This window comes from Phycicoccus sp. 3266, assembly GCF_031456495.1.
GTDB lineage: Bacteria > Actinomycetota > Actinomycetes > Actinomycetales > Dermatophilaceae > Pedococcus.
Genome location: NZ_JAVDUW010000001.1, coordinates 1674099 through 1687471 on the forward strand (window position 1 = coordinate 1674099; position 13373 = coordinate 1687471).

Sequence of the window (13373 nt, forward strand, 5' to 3'; positions counted from 1 at the left end):
ACCGTCGGTCCTCCGCGTCTACTCATCCGGATCGGCGTCGGGACTTCCTACGGTCCTTCGTCGAGCCGGACGACGCCCGCGGCGTCACGGTGGCGCGGACCACCAGCGTGGGCGGGTCGAGCAGTCCTGACCCGTAGGTCTCGATGGCGGCGTCGGTCATGCCCAGCCGCCGCAGCACCTTCTCCTGCGCCGCCAGCTCGTCGGCGGCCGAGGCCCCCTTGAGAGCGACCAGCTGACCGCCCGGGACGAGCAGCGGGAACGTCCACCGCGCGAGCTTGTCGATCCGGGCCACGGCGCGTGCCGTGGCATACGGCACGTGGAGCCGGCCGTGGAGCTCCTCGGCCCGGGCTCGGACGACGGTGACGTTCGCGAGCCCGAGCGCGCCGACCGTGTCCTCGAGCCAGTTCGTGCGCCGCAGCAACGGTTCGACCAGGTGCAGCTGCAGGTCCGGACGGGCGATCGCCAGGGCCAGCCCGGGCAGGCCCGCGCCGGAGCCGACGTCGGCAATCGCAGCACCCTGCGGGAAGGCCTCGTGGACGACGGCGCAGTTGAGGATGTGCCGCTCCCAGAGGATGGGGACCTCGCGGGGACCGATCAACCCGTGCGAGACGCCGGTGTCCGCGAGGACCTCGGCGAAGCGCACTGCCATGTCGAGGCGGTCGCCGAACACGACCGCAGCGGCAGCGGGCGGCTCAGGAGCCGGCTGGGGCTCCGGGGCCGGCTGGGCTGCGGAAACGGCTGGGTCGTCGACGGGGCCGGGGACGTCGGGACCAGACGCGACGGGCGCGGCACCGGAAGCTCCGGTACCGCGCCCGTCGTCGGCGCCGTGGTGGCGAGTCGTCATGCGCGCTGTTTCACGTGAAACGGATCAGGACGCGGCCGGGCGCACCACGACGTGACGTCGCGGCTCCACCCCGTCGGATTCGGACACCAGGCCGGCGGCAAGGACCTCGTCGTGGACGACCTTGCGCTCGAACGCGCTCATGGGGTCGAGCGCCACCGACGCGTTGCTGGCCTTCACCTCGGCGATGGCCTCCTGGGCCACCGCCACGAGCGCCGCGCGACGCTCGGCGCGGTGACCGGCCACGTCGAGCATGAGGCGGCTGCGCTCACCGGTGGCCGACTGGACGGCGAGGCGGGTGAGCTCCTGGAGGGCGTCGAGCACCTTGCCGTCCTGCCCGACGAGACGGCGCGGGACCCGGCCGTCCTCGGAGTCGACGATGGAGACCGATGCACGGTCGCCGTCGATGTCGACGTCGATGTCCCCGTCGAGGTCGGCGATGTCCAGCAGGGTCTCGAGGAAGTCGGCAGCGACCTCACCCTCACGCTCGAGGTCGGCGCGCCCGCGCGACTTCGTGGGGGCGACGGTGTCGTCGGCGCCTGCGGCCTCGTCCGTGGCCTCGTCGGCATCGACAGCGGCGGTCTCGTCGGTGGCCTGCGGGGCAACCGTCTCGGCGTCCGCCTGCGGGGTGGTGGAGGCGTCGTCAGGGGAACCGGCGACGGTCGTCGTCGCCTCGGTCACGGTGTCGTGCTCGCTCATCGGGGTCACTCTCAGTTGTCGGTGTGGGGCTTGTTCTCGGCGACGGCCGAGGTGTTCGCGCCCGAGGACGGGGTCTTGGCCGGGCTCTTGCCCTGCGCGCCGTTCGGCGCCTTCGCCGCCGGCGCCTTCTTCTTCTTCTTGCGGCTCGGCTGCTGGCGCTGCCCGGAGACCGGCTTGGCCTCCTCGGCCGGCGCCTGGTCCAGGCCCTTGACGGTGAACTCCTCGTGCACCTTGCCGCGCTTGGCCTTGCGCTCACGCAGCGCCTGCTCCGCGGGGGAGCCCGGGGCCGGCATGCGGCGGATCACGTAGAACTGCTGGCACATCGACCACACGTTGGTGGTGAGCCAGTAGAGCAGGACACCGATGGGGAAGTTGACACCGGAGATCGCGAAGAACAGCGGCATGACGTAGAGCAGGACCTTCTGCTGCCGCGCGAAGGGGTTGTCCAGCGCGGACGCCGGCATGTTCTTGCGCATCAGCTGGTGCTGCGTGGTGAAGGTCGACAGCGACATGAGCACGATGAGGACGACGGTCACGACCTTGACGGTCACCGTGTCCGAGCCCATGAACTTGTCCGAGAGCTGCGCACCGAAGAGCGTCGACTGCTCCGCCTGCCGGGCCAGGTCACGCGTGATCGGCCCGATGGTGTCCTTGGTGCCGGCGGCCATGCCCTGCAGGCCGTTGAGCACCCGGAAGAGGCCGAAGAAGAACGGGGACTGCAGCAGGATCGGCAGGCACGAGCTGAACGGGTTGGTCCCGGTCCGCTTGTACAGGTCCATGGTCTCCTGCGTCATGGCCTGACGGGAGTCCGGGTCGTTCTTGCCCTTGTACTTGGCCTGGATCTTCTGCATCTCGGGCTGGATGAGCTGCATCCGCCGCGAGGCGTGGATCTGCTTGACGAACAGCGGGATCATCGCCGCCCGCATCACGACCACGAGGCCGATGATCGACATGACCCAGGCGAAGCCCGAGGCGGGCGGAATCCCGATGAGCGTGAAGAGGCTGTGCCAGCCGTACAGGATCCAGGCGACGATCCACTCGAACGGGTAGACCAGGGAGCTGAAACTCATCGTGTCCTCAATCTGGTGATGGTCCCGTAGGGGTCCCACCGGTGGTCCGGTCCTCGGCGGTGCGCCGCAGGTCCGGCAGGTCTGGTGTCCGCGGCCCTAGTGGGCGTGGGACGGGGTGGCCGGCCGCTTCTCCGGCACGTGGTCCACCCCGCCGGGGGTCCACGGATGGCACCTGAGCAACCTCTTGAGCGCCAGCCAGGTTCCCGTGAAGGGGCCGAACCGCCGGATCGCGGTGAGGGCGTATGCCGAGCACGACGGGTAGTAGCGGCAGGTCGGGGGCCGCATCGGGGAGATGACCTGCTGGTACACGACGATCAGGCCGATGAGCGGCGCCGCCGCCACCTTCTGCAGGGTCCTGCCGATGTCGCTCATGCCCGTGCACCACCCAACCGGCCCAGGACGCGCCCCAGGAGGCGGTCCAGCTCAGCACCCAGGGCGGACGAATCCGCCTGTGCCGCAACAGGATTCGCACGCACGACCACGTCGGTGCCCGCGGGGATGTCCCAGAGCCGGGCCGCCATCAGTGCCCGCAGCCGACGCTTGGTCCGGTTGCGCACGACGGCCGTGCCCACGGCCTTGGAGACAACAAAACCGACCCGCGGCGGTTGTCCCGCACGCGCGTCGGTCTGGTTGGCGTGGACCACGATCAGCGTGGAGCCGGCCCGGGCTCCCCTGGGCCCCCGGAGCGCTGCGGCGAAGTCCGAGCTCGCACGGAGCCGGTGCCCCGCCGGCAGCACCGGGGTCTGCCTCAGGCGGAGAGCTCGGAGCGACCCTTGCGACGACGGGCCGACAGGATGGCGCGACCCGCACGGGTGCGCATCCGCAGGCGGAAGCCGTGGGTCTTGGCCCGGCGGCGGTTGTTCGGCTGGAAAGTACGCTTGCTCACGAGATTCTCCGTTGCTGGTCAGCCCGGCGGGCCTGATGAGTCGGGGTGGGCGCCTGGTCGGCCGCAATCGGAAACCCGCCACGACGCACCGGCGGAACCACCACCGGAGATCGAGCGTCACGGGCATGCGAAAACGGCCGACAGGCCTGCTCCACGGTACGCGAGCGCGCGGCACAGGGTCAAACCAGCACGACCGCATGCGAGCGAGCCGCCCTCTACCAGCACGAAACGTCGCTTTCCGGTCCGACACGCCGAGGAGCGACCCACGAGGTCGTGCCCCAGCTGCTCATTTTCCCGGATCCGGTTGCTCCGCGCACCCGCACCTTGTTACGGTCCCCCCCTTGTCCCACGTTCCCCACAGGTTGTGGACAAACATGTGGACAAGGCACCATGACCCTGCGACAAGGGCAGCACCGCACAGACGTCGAAAGGGATGTGGACCTCGTGAGCCAAGCCGATCTGGACTATGCACAGATCTGGCAGAACACGATCACGACCCTGGACGCCGACGGGCTCCCCGTCCGTGAGCGCGCGTTCCTGAGCCTCGGCCGCCTGGCGGGCCTGCTCGACGGGACCGCCGTGGTGAAGGTGCCCAACGACTACACCAAGGACGTGCTCGAGCAGCGCATCCGTGAGGCGGTCACCCGCGCCCTGTCCGACCAGCTCGGTGCCCCGGTCCACCTCGCCGTGACGGTCGACCCGGCCCTGGACACGGTCACCGAGGACACTGTCGGCGTCGCCCCCGGTCCCGCAGCCCCCACGGCATACGACGCAACCGCGCACCAGGCGCACGCGCAGGCTCCCGCACAGCCGCTGACCCCGCCGGCCAGCATGCCGATCCCGGCCGCCGAGCCCCAGCGCCTGCCCCGGGCCGAGGTCCTGACCACGGACGAGTCCGCGACCCGGCTCAACCCGAAGTACACGTTCGACACGTTCGTCATCGGGGCCAGCAACCGGTTCGCCCACGCGGCGGCGGTCGCGGTCGCGGAGGCGCCGGCCAAGGCGTACAACCCGCTGTTCGTCTACGGCGAGTCCGGGCTGGGCAAGACCCACCTGCTGCACGCGATCGGCCACTACGCGCGCAACCTCTATCCGCACGTCAAGGTGCGGTACGTGAACTCCGAGGAGTTCACGAACGACTTCATCAACAGCATCCGTGACGACAAGGCCGCCAACTTCCAGAAGCGGTACCGCGACGTCGACGTGCTCCTGATCGACGACATCCAGTTCCTGCAGGGCAAGGTGCAGACGCAGGAGGAGTTCTTCCACACCTTCAACACGCTGCACAACGCGAACAAGCAGGTGGTCATCACCAGCGACCTGCCGCCGAAGCTGCTGAGCGGCTTCGAGGAGCGGATGCGCAGCCGGTTCGAGTGGGGGCTGCTCACCGACGTCCAGCCGCCCGACCTCGAGACCCGCATCGCGATCCTGCGCAAGAAGGCCATCCAGGAGCGGATGAGCGCCCCCGACGAGGTGCTCGAGTTCATCGCCAGCCGGATCTCGACCAACATCCGCGAGCTCGAGGGCGCGCTGATCCGGGTGACGGCCTTCGCCAGCCTCAACCGGCAGAGCGTCGACATGGGCCTGGCCGAGATCGTGCTGCGCGACCTCATCCCGACCGAGCAGGGCAGCCAGATCACCAGCGCGACGATCATGGCCCAGACCGCGGCCTACTTCGGGCTGACCATCGAGGACCTGTGCGGCACGTCCCGGTCGCGCGTGCTGGTGACGGCCCGGCAGATCGCGATGTACCTGTGCCGCGAGCTCACCGACCTGTCCCTGCCGAAGATCGGGCAGCAGTTCGGCGGCCGCGACCACACCACGGTCATGCACGCGGACAAGAAGATCCGCCAGCTCATGGCCGAGCGCCGCGCCATCTACAACCAGGTCACCGAGCTCACCAACCGGATCAAGCAGCAGTCCCGCTGACCGGCCGGGCCGGCGCGGCCGACGCGGCCGGCTCGATCTCGAACACGGGGAAGCCGGGTGCGGCCGCCAGCAGCTGCTCGTCGCTGGAGTCCTTGTCGAGGTCGTCGAAGAACTGGCCGACCTCCCAGGCCCACCGGCGCAGGTACTCGCGCATCACCGGCAGCTTGTCCTGGTCGGGCACCTCGGTCGCGGTGAAGGCCTCGGCCCGGCGACCCAGGCGCAGCTCGCCGGAGCCCACGACGCGCAGGTTGCGCACCCACTGGGTGTGCCCGCGCGGGGCGAGCAGGTAGCGCCGGCCGTCGACGACCAGCGGGTTGACCGGGGTCGTGCGCCAGGCACCGCTGGTGCGGCCGCGGACGGCCAGGATGCGTGAGCCGGCGAGGGACACCCCGTGGGCGGTGAGCCAGGCGACGGTCCCGTTGGTCAGCCGCAGCGTCCGCCGAGCGCCGGCCGTGGTGGGCATGACGTACCGCTGGGTGGTGCCGTGCGCGGGCTTCTTCTCGCTCATGACGGTTCCTTTCGTGAACACTGCTCTCTGTTTCGCCCATGGAACGCCCTCGACCGCCGCACTGTCAAGAGCAGCGATCACAAAAGAGAGCACCAGTTCCAGATGTGTGGCAGAATGGGCGTATGCCGACCGGTGGAGGAGTGCGCGCGCGGCACCGTGCCGCGGTGGAGGCGGACATCGTCGAGATCGGCCTGCGCCACCTCGCCCGCGAGGGTGCGGCCGCCCTGTCGCTGCGGGCCGTCGCCCGCGACCTCGGCGTCGTCTCCTCGGCGCTGTACCGCTACGTCGCCAGCCGCGACGACCTGCTCACCCTGCTCATCGTCGCCGCGTACACCTCGCTCGCCGAGGAGGTGGAGCGGGCGCACGACGCGGTCGACGCGGACGACCTCGATGGCCGGTGGCAGGCGGTCGCCGGCGCGATGCGCCACTGGGCGCTCGCCAGGCCGCACGAGTACGCCCTGCTCTACGGGTCCCCGGTCCCGGACTACGCGGCCCCCGCGGAGCGCACCACCGAGCCCGGCACGCGGGTACTGGCCCTGGTGCTCCGGCTGCTCGACGACGCAGCCCGGGCCGGCCGGCTCGCGACCGCGCCCACCGACGGGCCCCCGCCCCCCGGCGCACGCGCCAGTGCGGAGCAGATGCTGGCAGACCCCTTCTTCGAGGGCAGCGGCATCGACGCCGACGCGCTCCTGGCGGGCATGGCGGCATGGTCATTGGTGATGGGGACGCTGAGCGCCGAGGTCTTCGGGCAGCTCGGGCGGCAGACGGTGGCCGACCCGCAGGCCTGGTTCGACCACATGGTGGGCGTCGCGGGACGACTCGTCCTGACGGACGACTGACCCCGCCGGCCGGGCTCCACAGCCGTCGTCCACGGGCTGTCCACCGTTCTCCACAACGTTGTCCACACCTGTGTCCACTCGTTCACCGAACGGCAACCTCCGCCCGGACGCCGCCGACACGGTGCTCAGGAACCCCGACAGGCCGTCGTCCCGCAGCACGAACTCGGTCACAACCGGACGAACCCCCCGTGGTCCACACCTGTGGACAACTCTGTGGGTATGTGGGTGGACCCCACGACCATCGTCCGAACGGACAGCCTTTCCCCCAGACCCTGTGGACAACCCGTGGACAACCCGTGCACGGCACGCGCCGCGCTGGGGACCGGTGGCCTCCGGGGTGTGGAGGCCCTGTGGGCGGCGATCGGTCGTCCACACCGGGGGCCCGCTCGTCCGCGGGCCGGTCCACGCGGCATACACAGGCCAGACGGGCCGCTGACCTGCGACGACGCGCGTCGTCCACAGTTCCCACACCCCCTACAACGATGATGAGATCCCTCAACTCAGCAATCCCGCCCCGAGTACCAACCCGGCCCGACCCGCTCGACCCACCGACCTGCAAATGACAGGAACCACGGGCGGACCGATTCCACCGATCCGGGTTGGCCGCACCGCGAGCGCCCACTAGGGTCGGTGCGAATTCCATCGGTGGCACCTCAGCTCGTCGATGGGCACATCTCCGAGGCAGTGGGTCCGTGCGGTGGCCGGGCGTGAAGGGCGGTACAGCGGTGAAGTTCCGGGTCGAACGTGAGGTCCTCGCCGACGCCGTGACCTGGGTGGCCCGTGGCCTGCCGGCCCGACCGCCCGTCCCGGTGCTCGCGGGAGTCCTGATCGAGGCGAACGACGAGGGGTCGCTGACCCTGTCCGCGTTCGACTACGAGGTCTCGGCCAAGGTCACGGTCCCCGCCGACGTGAGCGAGGCAGGTACCGTCCTCGTCCTCGGCCGGCTGCTCGCCGACATCTCCCGCAACCTGCCGGCCAAGCCGGTCGACGTCACGACCGACGGCAGCAAGGTGTCGGTGACCTGCGGGTCCAGCCGGTTCAGCCTCATGCAGATGCCGGCCGACGACTACCCGACCCTGCCGACCGCCCCCGAGGCCAGCGGCACCATCGCCGGCGACGTCTTCACCAAGGCGGTCGCCCAGGTGTCCGTCGCCGCCGACCGCGGCGACACCCTCCCGATCCTCACCGGCGTGCGGGTCGAGATCGAGGGCTCCAAGGTGACGCTGCTCGCGACCGACCGCTACCGGTTGGCCATGCGCGAGCTCACTTGGAACCCCAACAGCACCGACGCGACGCACCTCGCGCTCGTGCCGGCCCGCACCCTCTCCGAGACGGCCAAGGCCCTCGGCGCGTCGGGCTCGATCGAGATCGCCCTCGGCTCGTCCGCCGGGGGCGACGGCCTCGTCGGGTTCGAGGCCGGCCAGCGCCGCACCACGACCCGACTGCTCGACGGCGAGTACCCCAAGGTCACCTCGATCTTCCCCACCAGCGTCGAGAGCGAGGCAGTGGTCTCCACCGGCGAGCTCGTCGAGGCGGTCAAGCGCGTCGCGCTGGTCGCCGAGCGGAACACTCCCGTGCGGCTGAGGTTCACCGACGGCCAGGTCGCGATCGAGGCCGGCACCGGCGACGACGCCCAGGCGTCCGAGGCGGTCGAGTCGACCCTCACCGGCCCCGAGCTCGAGATCGCGTTCAACCCCCAGTTCCTCCTCGACGGCCTCGGCGCCGTGGGGACGCCGTTCACGCGGCTGTCGTTCACGCAGCCCTCGCGCCCGGCCGTGCTGTCCGGTCAGGAGGAGCAGGACGGCGAGGCCGACACCTCCTACCGGTACGTCCTCATGCCGGTCCGCTTCGCCAGCTGACCCGCCCCCCGCGGCGCCGGACCCTGGCGCCTCCCCGCGCCGGACCCTCCTCGCTTCGCGGGGCGAGCACCCCCGGGCGTAGCCTGAGCCACGCCCCACCGGGCCTGCGGGTGTGCCGGGTGGCCGGCACAGCGGCGTACCCGCGTCCCCCTGGACAGCACGGAAAGGCTCCTCACATGCAGCTCGGTCTGATCGGTCTCGGCAAGATGGGCGGCAACATGCGCGAGCGGCTGCGCCGCGCAGGGCACGAGGTGGTCGGGTTCGACTTCAACCCCGACATCTCCGACGTGAAGTCGCTCGCCGCGCTGGTCAAGGCCCTCGACGCCCCGCGCGTGGTCTGGGTGATGGTGCCGTCGGGCGACCCGACCCGCCAGACCGTGGCCAAGCTCGGCGACCTGCTCGAGAAGGGCGACCTGGTCATCGACGGCGGCAACAGCCGCTTCACCGACGACTTCGAGAACGAGAAGCTGCTCAAGGGCAAGGGCATCGGCTACCTCGACTGCGGCGTCTCCGGCGGCATCTGGGGCCTGGAGAACGGCTACGGCCTCATGGTCGGCGGCTCCGCGGCCAACGTGAAGAAGGCCATGCCGCTGTTCGACGCGCTGCGGCCGGAGGGCCCCCGCGAGGAGGGCTTCGTCCACGCGGGCAAGGTCGGCGCCGGGCACTACACGAAGATGGTCCACAACGGGATCGAGTACGGGCTCATGGCCGCCTACGCCGAGGGCTACGAGCTGCTCGAGGCCAAGGACATCGTCACCGACGTCCCGGGCGCCTTCAAGGCGTGGACCCGCGGCACCGTCGTCCGGTCGTGGCTGCTCGACCTGCTCGTCGACGCGCTGGAGAAGAACCCGCACCTCGAGGACGTCTCCGGCTACACCGTCGACTCCGGCGAGGGCCGCTGGACGGTCGAGGAGGCCATCGCCAACTCGGTGCCCATGCCGGTCATCTCGGCCTCGCTGTTCTCCCGGTTCGCCTCGCGCCAGCAGGAGTCGCCGACGATGCAGGCCGTTGCGGCGCTGCGCGGCGGGTTCGGCGGCCACCAGGTCATGACCGTCGCCGAGGGCGAGAAGCTGCGCGCCGAGGGTGCCCCCAAGCACGAGAAGGAGGCCCAGGCCAAGGTCGCGCCGAAGGAGAAGCCGACCAAGAGCGCCGCGAAGGCCGCCGCCAAGGGTCGGAAGGCCGCCTCGGCCGGCCCCTCCTCCGGCACCGGCTCGACCGGCGGTTCGGGCGCGACCTCGGGCTCGGGGTCCACCCGCAAGCGCAGCCGGTGACCGCCGGGCCCGCTGCGGGCTGATCGGCAGGACCCGTGCACGTCCGTCACCTGTCCGTCGCCGACTTCCGCAGCTACGCGACGGCCGAGCTCCCGCTCGAGCCCGGGGTCACGACGCTCGTCGGCCTCAACGGCCAGGGCAAGACCAACCTCGTCGAGGCGATCGGCTACCTCGCGACCCTGTCGAGCCACCGGGTCGCGACCGACCAGCCGCTGGTGCGGTTCGGCGCCCAGCAGGCCGTGGTCCGCGGGGCTGTCGTGCGCGAGGGCCGGGAGACCCTGCTCGAGCTCGAGCTGAACCCCGGCCGGGCGAACCGGGCCCGGCTGGGGCGATCCCCTGTCTCCCGGCCGCGGGACGTGCTGGGCACCCTGCGAACGGTGCTCTTCGCCCCCGAGGACCTCGCGCTGGTCAAGGGCGACCCCTCCGAGCGACGCCGGTTCCTCGACGACCTGCTCGTCGCCCGCCAGCCGCGGTGGGCGGGGGTGCGCAGCGACTACGACAAGATCCTCAAGCAGCGCGGGGCCCTCCTGCGTTCGGCCCAGCCGGTGCTGCGACGCGGCGGTCGCCGACGACCGCCCCGACCCGGCGAGGAGTCCGAAGCGGACGCGCGCGCGTCGGCCCTGCACACCCTCGACGTGTGGAACGACCACCTCGCGACCGTCGGCTCCCAGCTGCTCTACGCCCGCCTGCGGCTGGTCCGCGACCTCGGCCCCTACCTGGGGAAGGCCTACGACGAGGTGAGCGCCGGCCAGTCCGACGCGCGCATCGCCTACAAGAGCTCGCTGCGCGAGGAGACAGCCGCCCGCATCGCCGTCGGCGAGGTGCCCGAGGCCGACGAGCTGCGCCGAGAGCTGCTGGCCACGCTCGACGAGGTGCGCGACCGCGAGGTGGAGCGCGGCGTCTCCCTCGTCGGCCCGCACCGCGACGACCTCGTCCTCACCCTCGGCGAGCTCCCGGCCAAGGGGTACGCCAGCCACGGCGAGTCCTGGTCCTTCGCGCTCGGCCTCAAGCTCGCGGCATACCAGCTGCTGCGCCACGACCTGGGCGAGGACCCGGTGCTCATCCTCGACGACGTCTTCGCCGAACTCGACTCGGGCCGGCGCGAGCGGCTCGCCGCGATGGTGGCCGACTGCGAGCAGGTGCTCATCACCGCGGCCGTCGAGGCGGACGTGCCGGCGGGTCTGGCCGGCCGGTCGTATGCCGTGAGCCTGGGCGAGGTGGTCCAGCGTGCCTGAGCTGCCGGGCCGGGGGGACGGGTCACAGCCCGTGCCACCCAACGCACTCCCGGTCGACCGGGCGCCGGTGGATGAGCCGCCGGCGCCGGCGGCGCCGGCGGACGGAACTCCGGGAGCCGCGGCCGATCCGGAGGCGGAGGACGCCGCGGCCGCGGCCCTGCAGCGCGCCCGTGCTGCCGCCCGGGAGAAGGGGCTGCGCCCGGGCCTGAAGCCGATGCGCCGTCGCCGGCCCGGCGTGGACGGCAGCCGCGCCAACCGGGACGGCCGCGACCCGCTGTTGCTCGGCGACCAGATGGACCGGCTGCTCGTGGACCGCGGGTGGCAGGTCGACGTCGCGGTGGGTTCGGTCATGGGGCGGTGGCCGCAGATCGTCGGGGACGAGGTGGCCCAGCACTGCACGCCGGTGACGTTCGAGGGGGGCGTGCTCACCGTGCGCGCCGACTCCACCGCCTGGACGGTGCAGCTCACCCTGCTCGAGTCGAGCATCATGGAGCGGATCGAGGCCGAGAGCGGCAAGGGCACGGTCAGCGCGCTCAGGATCGTCGGGCCGAGCGCCCCGTCCTGGTCCCGGGGCCCGCGCCGGTCCCAGGGCCCGGGTCCCCGCGACACCTACGGCTGAGCGGTGAGCGACCTCAGCTCGTCCAGGGCGTGGTCGAGGTGATCCTGCAGTGAGCGGTCGTCCCCCGAGGCGATCCACCTCGCGAACGCGACCCGGAAGACACTGACCCCGGCCTCGGCGGCGAGGGTGGCCCGGTCGGTCGGGACACCCTGTGCCACGAGCGCGTCGGCCAGGGCGTCAGCGAGCGACCCGAGCTTGAGCAGCTCGCGCTCGCGCAGGGAGGGCTCCGCCTCGATGACGGCCTGCCGGCGGGTGGCGAACCCCTTCATGGCGGGGGTGAAGTAGGACCCCGCTCCTCGCAGCGCAGCGGCCACGAGGTCGAGCGCCCCGGTCGACCCGGGTCCCTCGGTCGTCGGGCTCGTGGTCGTCGGGCCCGTGGTCATCGGCTCGACGAACCTGGCGACGAACTGCTCCTGGCCGTCGAACAGCACCTCACGCTTGTCGGCGAAGTGGCGGTAGAAGGTCCGTTCGGTGAGCTCGGCCCGGGCGGCGATCTCCGCGACCGTCGTCTGCTCGTACCCGTGCTCGGAGAACAGGTCGAGGGCGGCGTCACGCAGCCGCGCCCGCGCTCCCGGCTCCCATCGACCCATGACGGCCATCCTAGGTGATGTCAGAGTCTGTCATGGGAGTGGTAGCGTGATGTCACACCCTGACATCACAACCAGAGGTCGCCGAGCCCGGGCGACCACGGAAAGGCAGGAACCATGCGCGTGTTCGTCACCGGAGCATCCGGCTGGATCGGATCGGCCGTCGTGCCCGAGCTGCTCGCCGCGGGGCACGAGGTGAGCGGCCTCGCCCGGACCGACACGTCTGCAGCGGCCCTCGAGGGCCGTGGCGTGACCGTCGTCCGCGGGGACCTGGACGACCTGGACTCACTGCGTCGCGGCGCCCGCGCGGCCGAGGCGGTGGTCCACCTGGCCAACAAGCACGACTGGAGCAATCCGGCGGAGTCGGTCCGGGCCGAGCGCGCTGCCGTCGAGACCCTCACCTCCGAGCTCGAGGGAAGCGGGCGGCGACTGCTCCTCGCCTCCGGCGTGGCATTCCGGGTCGACGGGCGGGCACCCACCGAGGACGAGCAGAACCCCGCCCGTGGCCCACAGGCGCCTCGTGGTGGCACCGAGTCCCTGGCGATGGAGTTCGTCGAGCGGGGCGTGCACTCCGTGGCGCTGCGGTTCGCCCCCACGGTCCACGGTCGGGGCGACCACGGCTTCATCGCCAGCATCGTCGACGTCGCCCGCCGCACGGGTGTCGCGGCCTACCCGGGGGACGGGGACAACCGCTGGTCCGCGGTGCACCTGCTCGACGCCGCCCGGCTCGTCGCCCTGGCCCTCGACGCCTCCCCTGCGGGCTCCGCGGTGCACGCGGTAGCCGAGGAGGGCGTGACCACCCGGGACATCGCCGAGGCCATCGGTGCGCGGCTCGGTCTGCCGACACGCTCCGTGGCCCCCGACGACGTGGCGGACCACTTCGGCTGGATCGGCGGCTTCTTCGCCATGGACCTGTCCGCCGGGAGCGACCCGACCCGGGCGCGGCTCGGGTGGTCACCCACGCACCCCACGCTGCTCGAGGACATCGCGGCCGGGGCCTACGACGGGGCCTGACCCCCGGGCGGGCGCC

Annotated in this window: 15 protein-coding genes; 7 read left to right on the forward strand and 8 right to left on the reverse strand. The window is 71.7% G+C overall.

What is annotated here, in order from left to right; all coding sequences use genetic code 11:
- Positions 1–22: 22 nt before the first annotated feature.
- From rsmG to rpmH, 6 genes are all read right to left on the reverse strand, one after another.
- On the reverse strand, positions 23–649 hold the full coding sequence (gene rsmG, locus J2X64_RS08000) for a 16S rRNA (guanine(527)-N(7))-methyltransferase RsmG (protein WP_310152090.1): 627 nt from the start codon (positions 647–649) through the stop codon (positions 23–25).
- Between the two features lie 219 nt (positions 650–868).
- Positions 869–1540, reverse strand: a complete 672-nt coding sequence (locus tag J2X64_RS08005; RefSeq protein WP_310152093.1) for a R3H domain-containing nucleic acid-binding protein — start codon at positions 1538–1540, stop codon at positions 869–871.
- A gap of 11 nt (positions 1541–1551) precedes the next feature.
- Entirely contained in the window at positions 1552–2610 is a 1059-nt protein-coding gene (yidC, locus tag J2X64_RS08010) for a membrane protein insertase YidC (RefSeq protein WP_310152098.1), read from the reverse strand.
- Positions 2611–2706: 96 nt separating this feature from the next.
- The gene (yidD, locus tag J2X64_RS08015; RefSeq protein ID WP_310152101.1) at positions 2707–2982 is read right to left on the reverse strand and encodes a membrane protein insertion efficiency factor YidD; all 276 of its coding nucleotides are present in this window, start codon (positions 2980–2982) and stop codon (positions 2707–2709) included.
- Positions 2979–3347 carry a ribonuclease P protein component gene (rnpA, locus tag J2X64_RS08020; protein WP_310152103.1) on the reverse strand — a complete coding sequence of 123 codons (369 nt, stop codon included), beginning with the start codon at positions 3345–3347 and terminating at the stop codon, positions 2979–2981. The genes yidD and rnpA overlap by 4 nt, the downstream gene beginning before the upstream one ends.
- 11 nt (positions 3348–3358) lie before the next feature.
- Positions 3359–3496 carry a 50S ribosomal protein L34 gene (gene rpmH / locus J2X64_RS08025; protein ID WP_106297453.1) on the reverse strand — a complete coding sequence of 46 codons (138 nt, stop codon included), beginning with the start codon at positions 3494–3496 and terminating at the stop codon, positions 3359–3361.
- Between the two features lie 444 nt (positions 3497–3940).
- On the opposite strand from rpmH, the gene dnaA reads away from it, so the two are divergent.
- Complete coding sequence (gene dnaA, locus J2X64_RS08030) at positions 3941–5425, forward strand: chromosomal replication initiator protein DnaA (RefSeq protein ID WP_310152111.1); 1485 nt, start codon at positions 3941–3943, stop codon at positions 5423–5425.
- Here the strand turns inward: dnaA and J2X64_RS08035 are convergent.
- Positions 5406–5933 (reverse strand): nitroreductase/quinone reductase family protein, encoded by a 528-nt coding sequence (locus J2X64_RS08035; RefSeq protein ID WP_310152114.1) that lies wholly within the window; start codon positions 5931–5933, stop codon positions 5406–5408. The genes dnaA and J2X64_RS08035 overlap by 20 nt on opposite strands.
- 122 nt (positions 5934–6055) lie before the next feature.
- Between J2X64_RS08035 and J2X64_RS08040 the strand changes: the two genes are divergently transcribed.
- The 5 genes from J2X64_RS08040 (at position 6056) to J2X64_RS08060 (ending at position 11756) form a co-directional block, all read left to right on the forward strand.
- Positions 6056–6772: a TetR-like C-terminal domain-containing protein gene (locus tag J2X64_RS08040; RefSeq protein ID WP_310152117.1), complete on the forward strand. Its 717-nt coding sequence runs from the start codon at positions 6056–6058 to the stop codon at positions 6770–6772.
- Positions 6773–7497: 725 nt separating this feature from the next.
- Positions 7498–8631, forward strand: a complete 1134-nt coding sequence (dnaN, locus tag J2X64_RS08045; protein ID WP_310153178.1) for a DNA polymerase III subunit beta — start codon at positions 7498–7500, stop codon at positions 8629–8631.
- A 176-nt stretch (positions 8632–8807) separates the two neighbouring features.
- Entirely contained in the window at positions 8808–9902 is a 1095-nt protein-coding gene (gnd, locus tag J2X64_RS08050) for a phosphogluconate dehydrogenase (NAD(+)-dependent, decarboxylating) (RefSeq protein WP_310152121.1), read from the forward strand.
- Positions 9903–9937: 35 nt separating this feature from the next.
- Entirely contained in the window at positions 9938–11137 is a 1200-nt protein-coding gene (gene recF / locus J2X64_RS08055; protein WP_310152124.1) for a DNA replication/repair protein RecF, read from the forward strand.
- A gap of 67 nt (positions 11138–11204) precedes the next feature.
- Positions 11205–11756, forward strand: a complete 552-nt coding sequence (locus J2X64_RS08060) for a DciA family protein (RefSeq protein WP_310152126.1) — start codon at positions 11205–11207, stop codon at positions 11754–11756.
- Here J2X64_RS08060 and J2X64_RS08065 read toward each other — a convergent pair.
- Entirely contained in the window at positions 11747–12346 is a 600-nt protein-coding gene (locus J2X64_RS08065) for a helix-turn-helix domain-containing protein (RefSeq protein WP_310152129.1), read from the reverse strand. The two genes, J2X64_RS08060 and J2X64_RS08065, sit on opposite strands and share 10 nt — an antisense overlap.
- Positions 12347–12460: 114 nt before the next feature.
- On the opposite strand from J2X64_RS08065, the gene J2X64_RS08070 reads away from it, so the two are divergent.
- The gene (locus J2X64_RS08070) at positions 12461–13357 is read left to right on the forward strand and encodes an SDR family oxidoreductase (RefSeq protein ID WP_310152131.1); all 897 of its coding nucleotides are present in this window, start codon (positions 12461–12463) and stop codon (positions 13355–13357) included.
- The last annotated feature ends 16 nt before the right edge of the window (positions 13358–13373 follow it).

What these genes read in the sequence shown, in the direction of transcription:
- rsmG (WP_310152090.1), bottom strand. Translation starts at nt 649, where the DNA reads ATGGCAGTGCGCTTCGCCGAGGTCCTCGCGGACACCGGCGTCTCGCAC.
- J2X64_RS08005 (WP_310152093.1), bottom strand. Translation starts at nt 1,540, where the DNA reads ATGAGCGAGCACGACACCGTGACCGAGGCGACGACGACCGTCGCCGGT.
- yidC (WP_310152098.1), bottom strand. Translation starts at nt 2,610, where the DNA reads ATGAGTTTCAGCTCCCTGGTCTACCCGTTCGAGTGGATCGTCGCCTGG.
- yidD (WP_310152101.1), bottom strand. Translation starts at nt 2,982, where the DNA reads ATGAGCGACATCGGCAGGACCCTGCAGAAGGTGGCGGCGGCGCCGCTC.
- J2X64_RS08035 (WP_310152114.1), bottom strand. Translation starts at nt 5,933, where the DNA reads ATGAGCGAGAAGAAGCCCGCGCACGGCACCACCCAGCGGTACGTCATG.
- J2X64_RS08040 (WP_310152117.1), top strand. Translation starts at nt 6,056, where the DNA reads ATGCCGACCGGTGGAGGAGTGCGCGCGCGGCACCGTGCCGCGGTGGAG.
- gnd (WP_310152121.1), top strand. Translation starts at nt 8,808, where the DNA reads ATGCAGCTCGGTCTGATCGGTCTCGGCAAGATGGGCGGCAACATGCGC.
- J2X64_RS08065 (WP_310152129.1), bottom strand. Translation starts at nt 12,346, where the DNA reads ATGGGTCGATGGGAGCCGGGAGCGCGGGCGCGGCTGCGTGACGCCGCC.
- J2X64_RS08070 (WP_310152131.1), top strand. Translation starts at nt 12,461, where the DNA reads ATGCGCGTGTTCGTCACCGGAGCATCCGGCTGGATCGGATCGGCCGTC.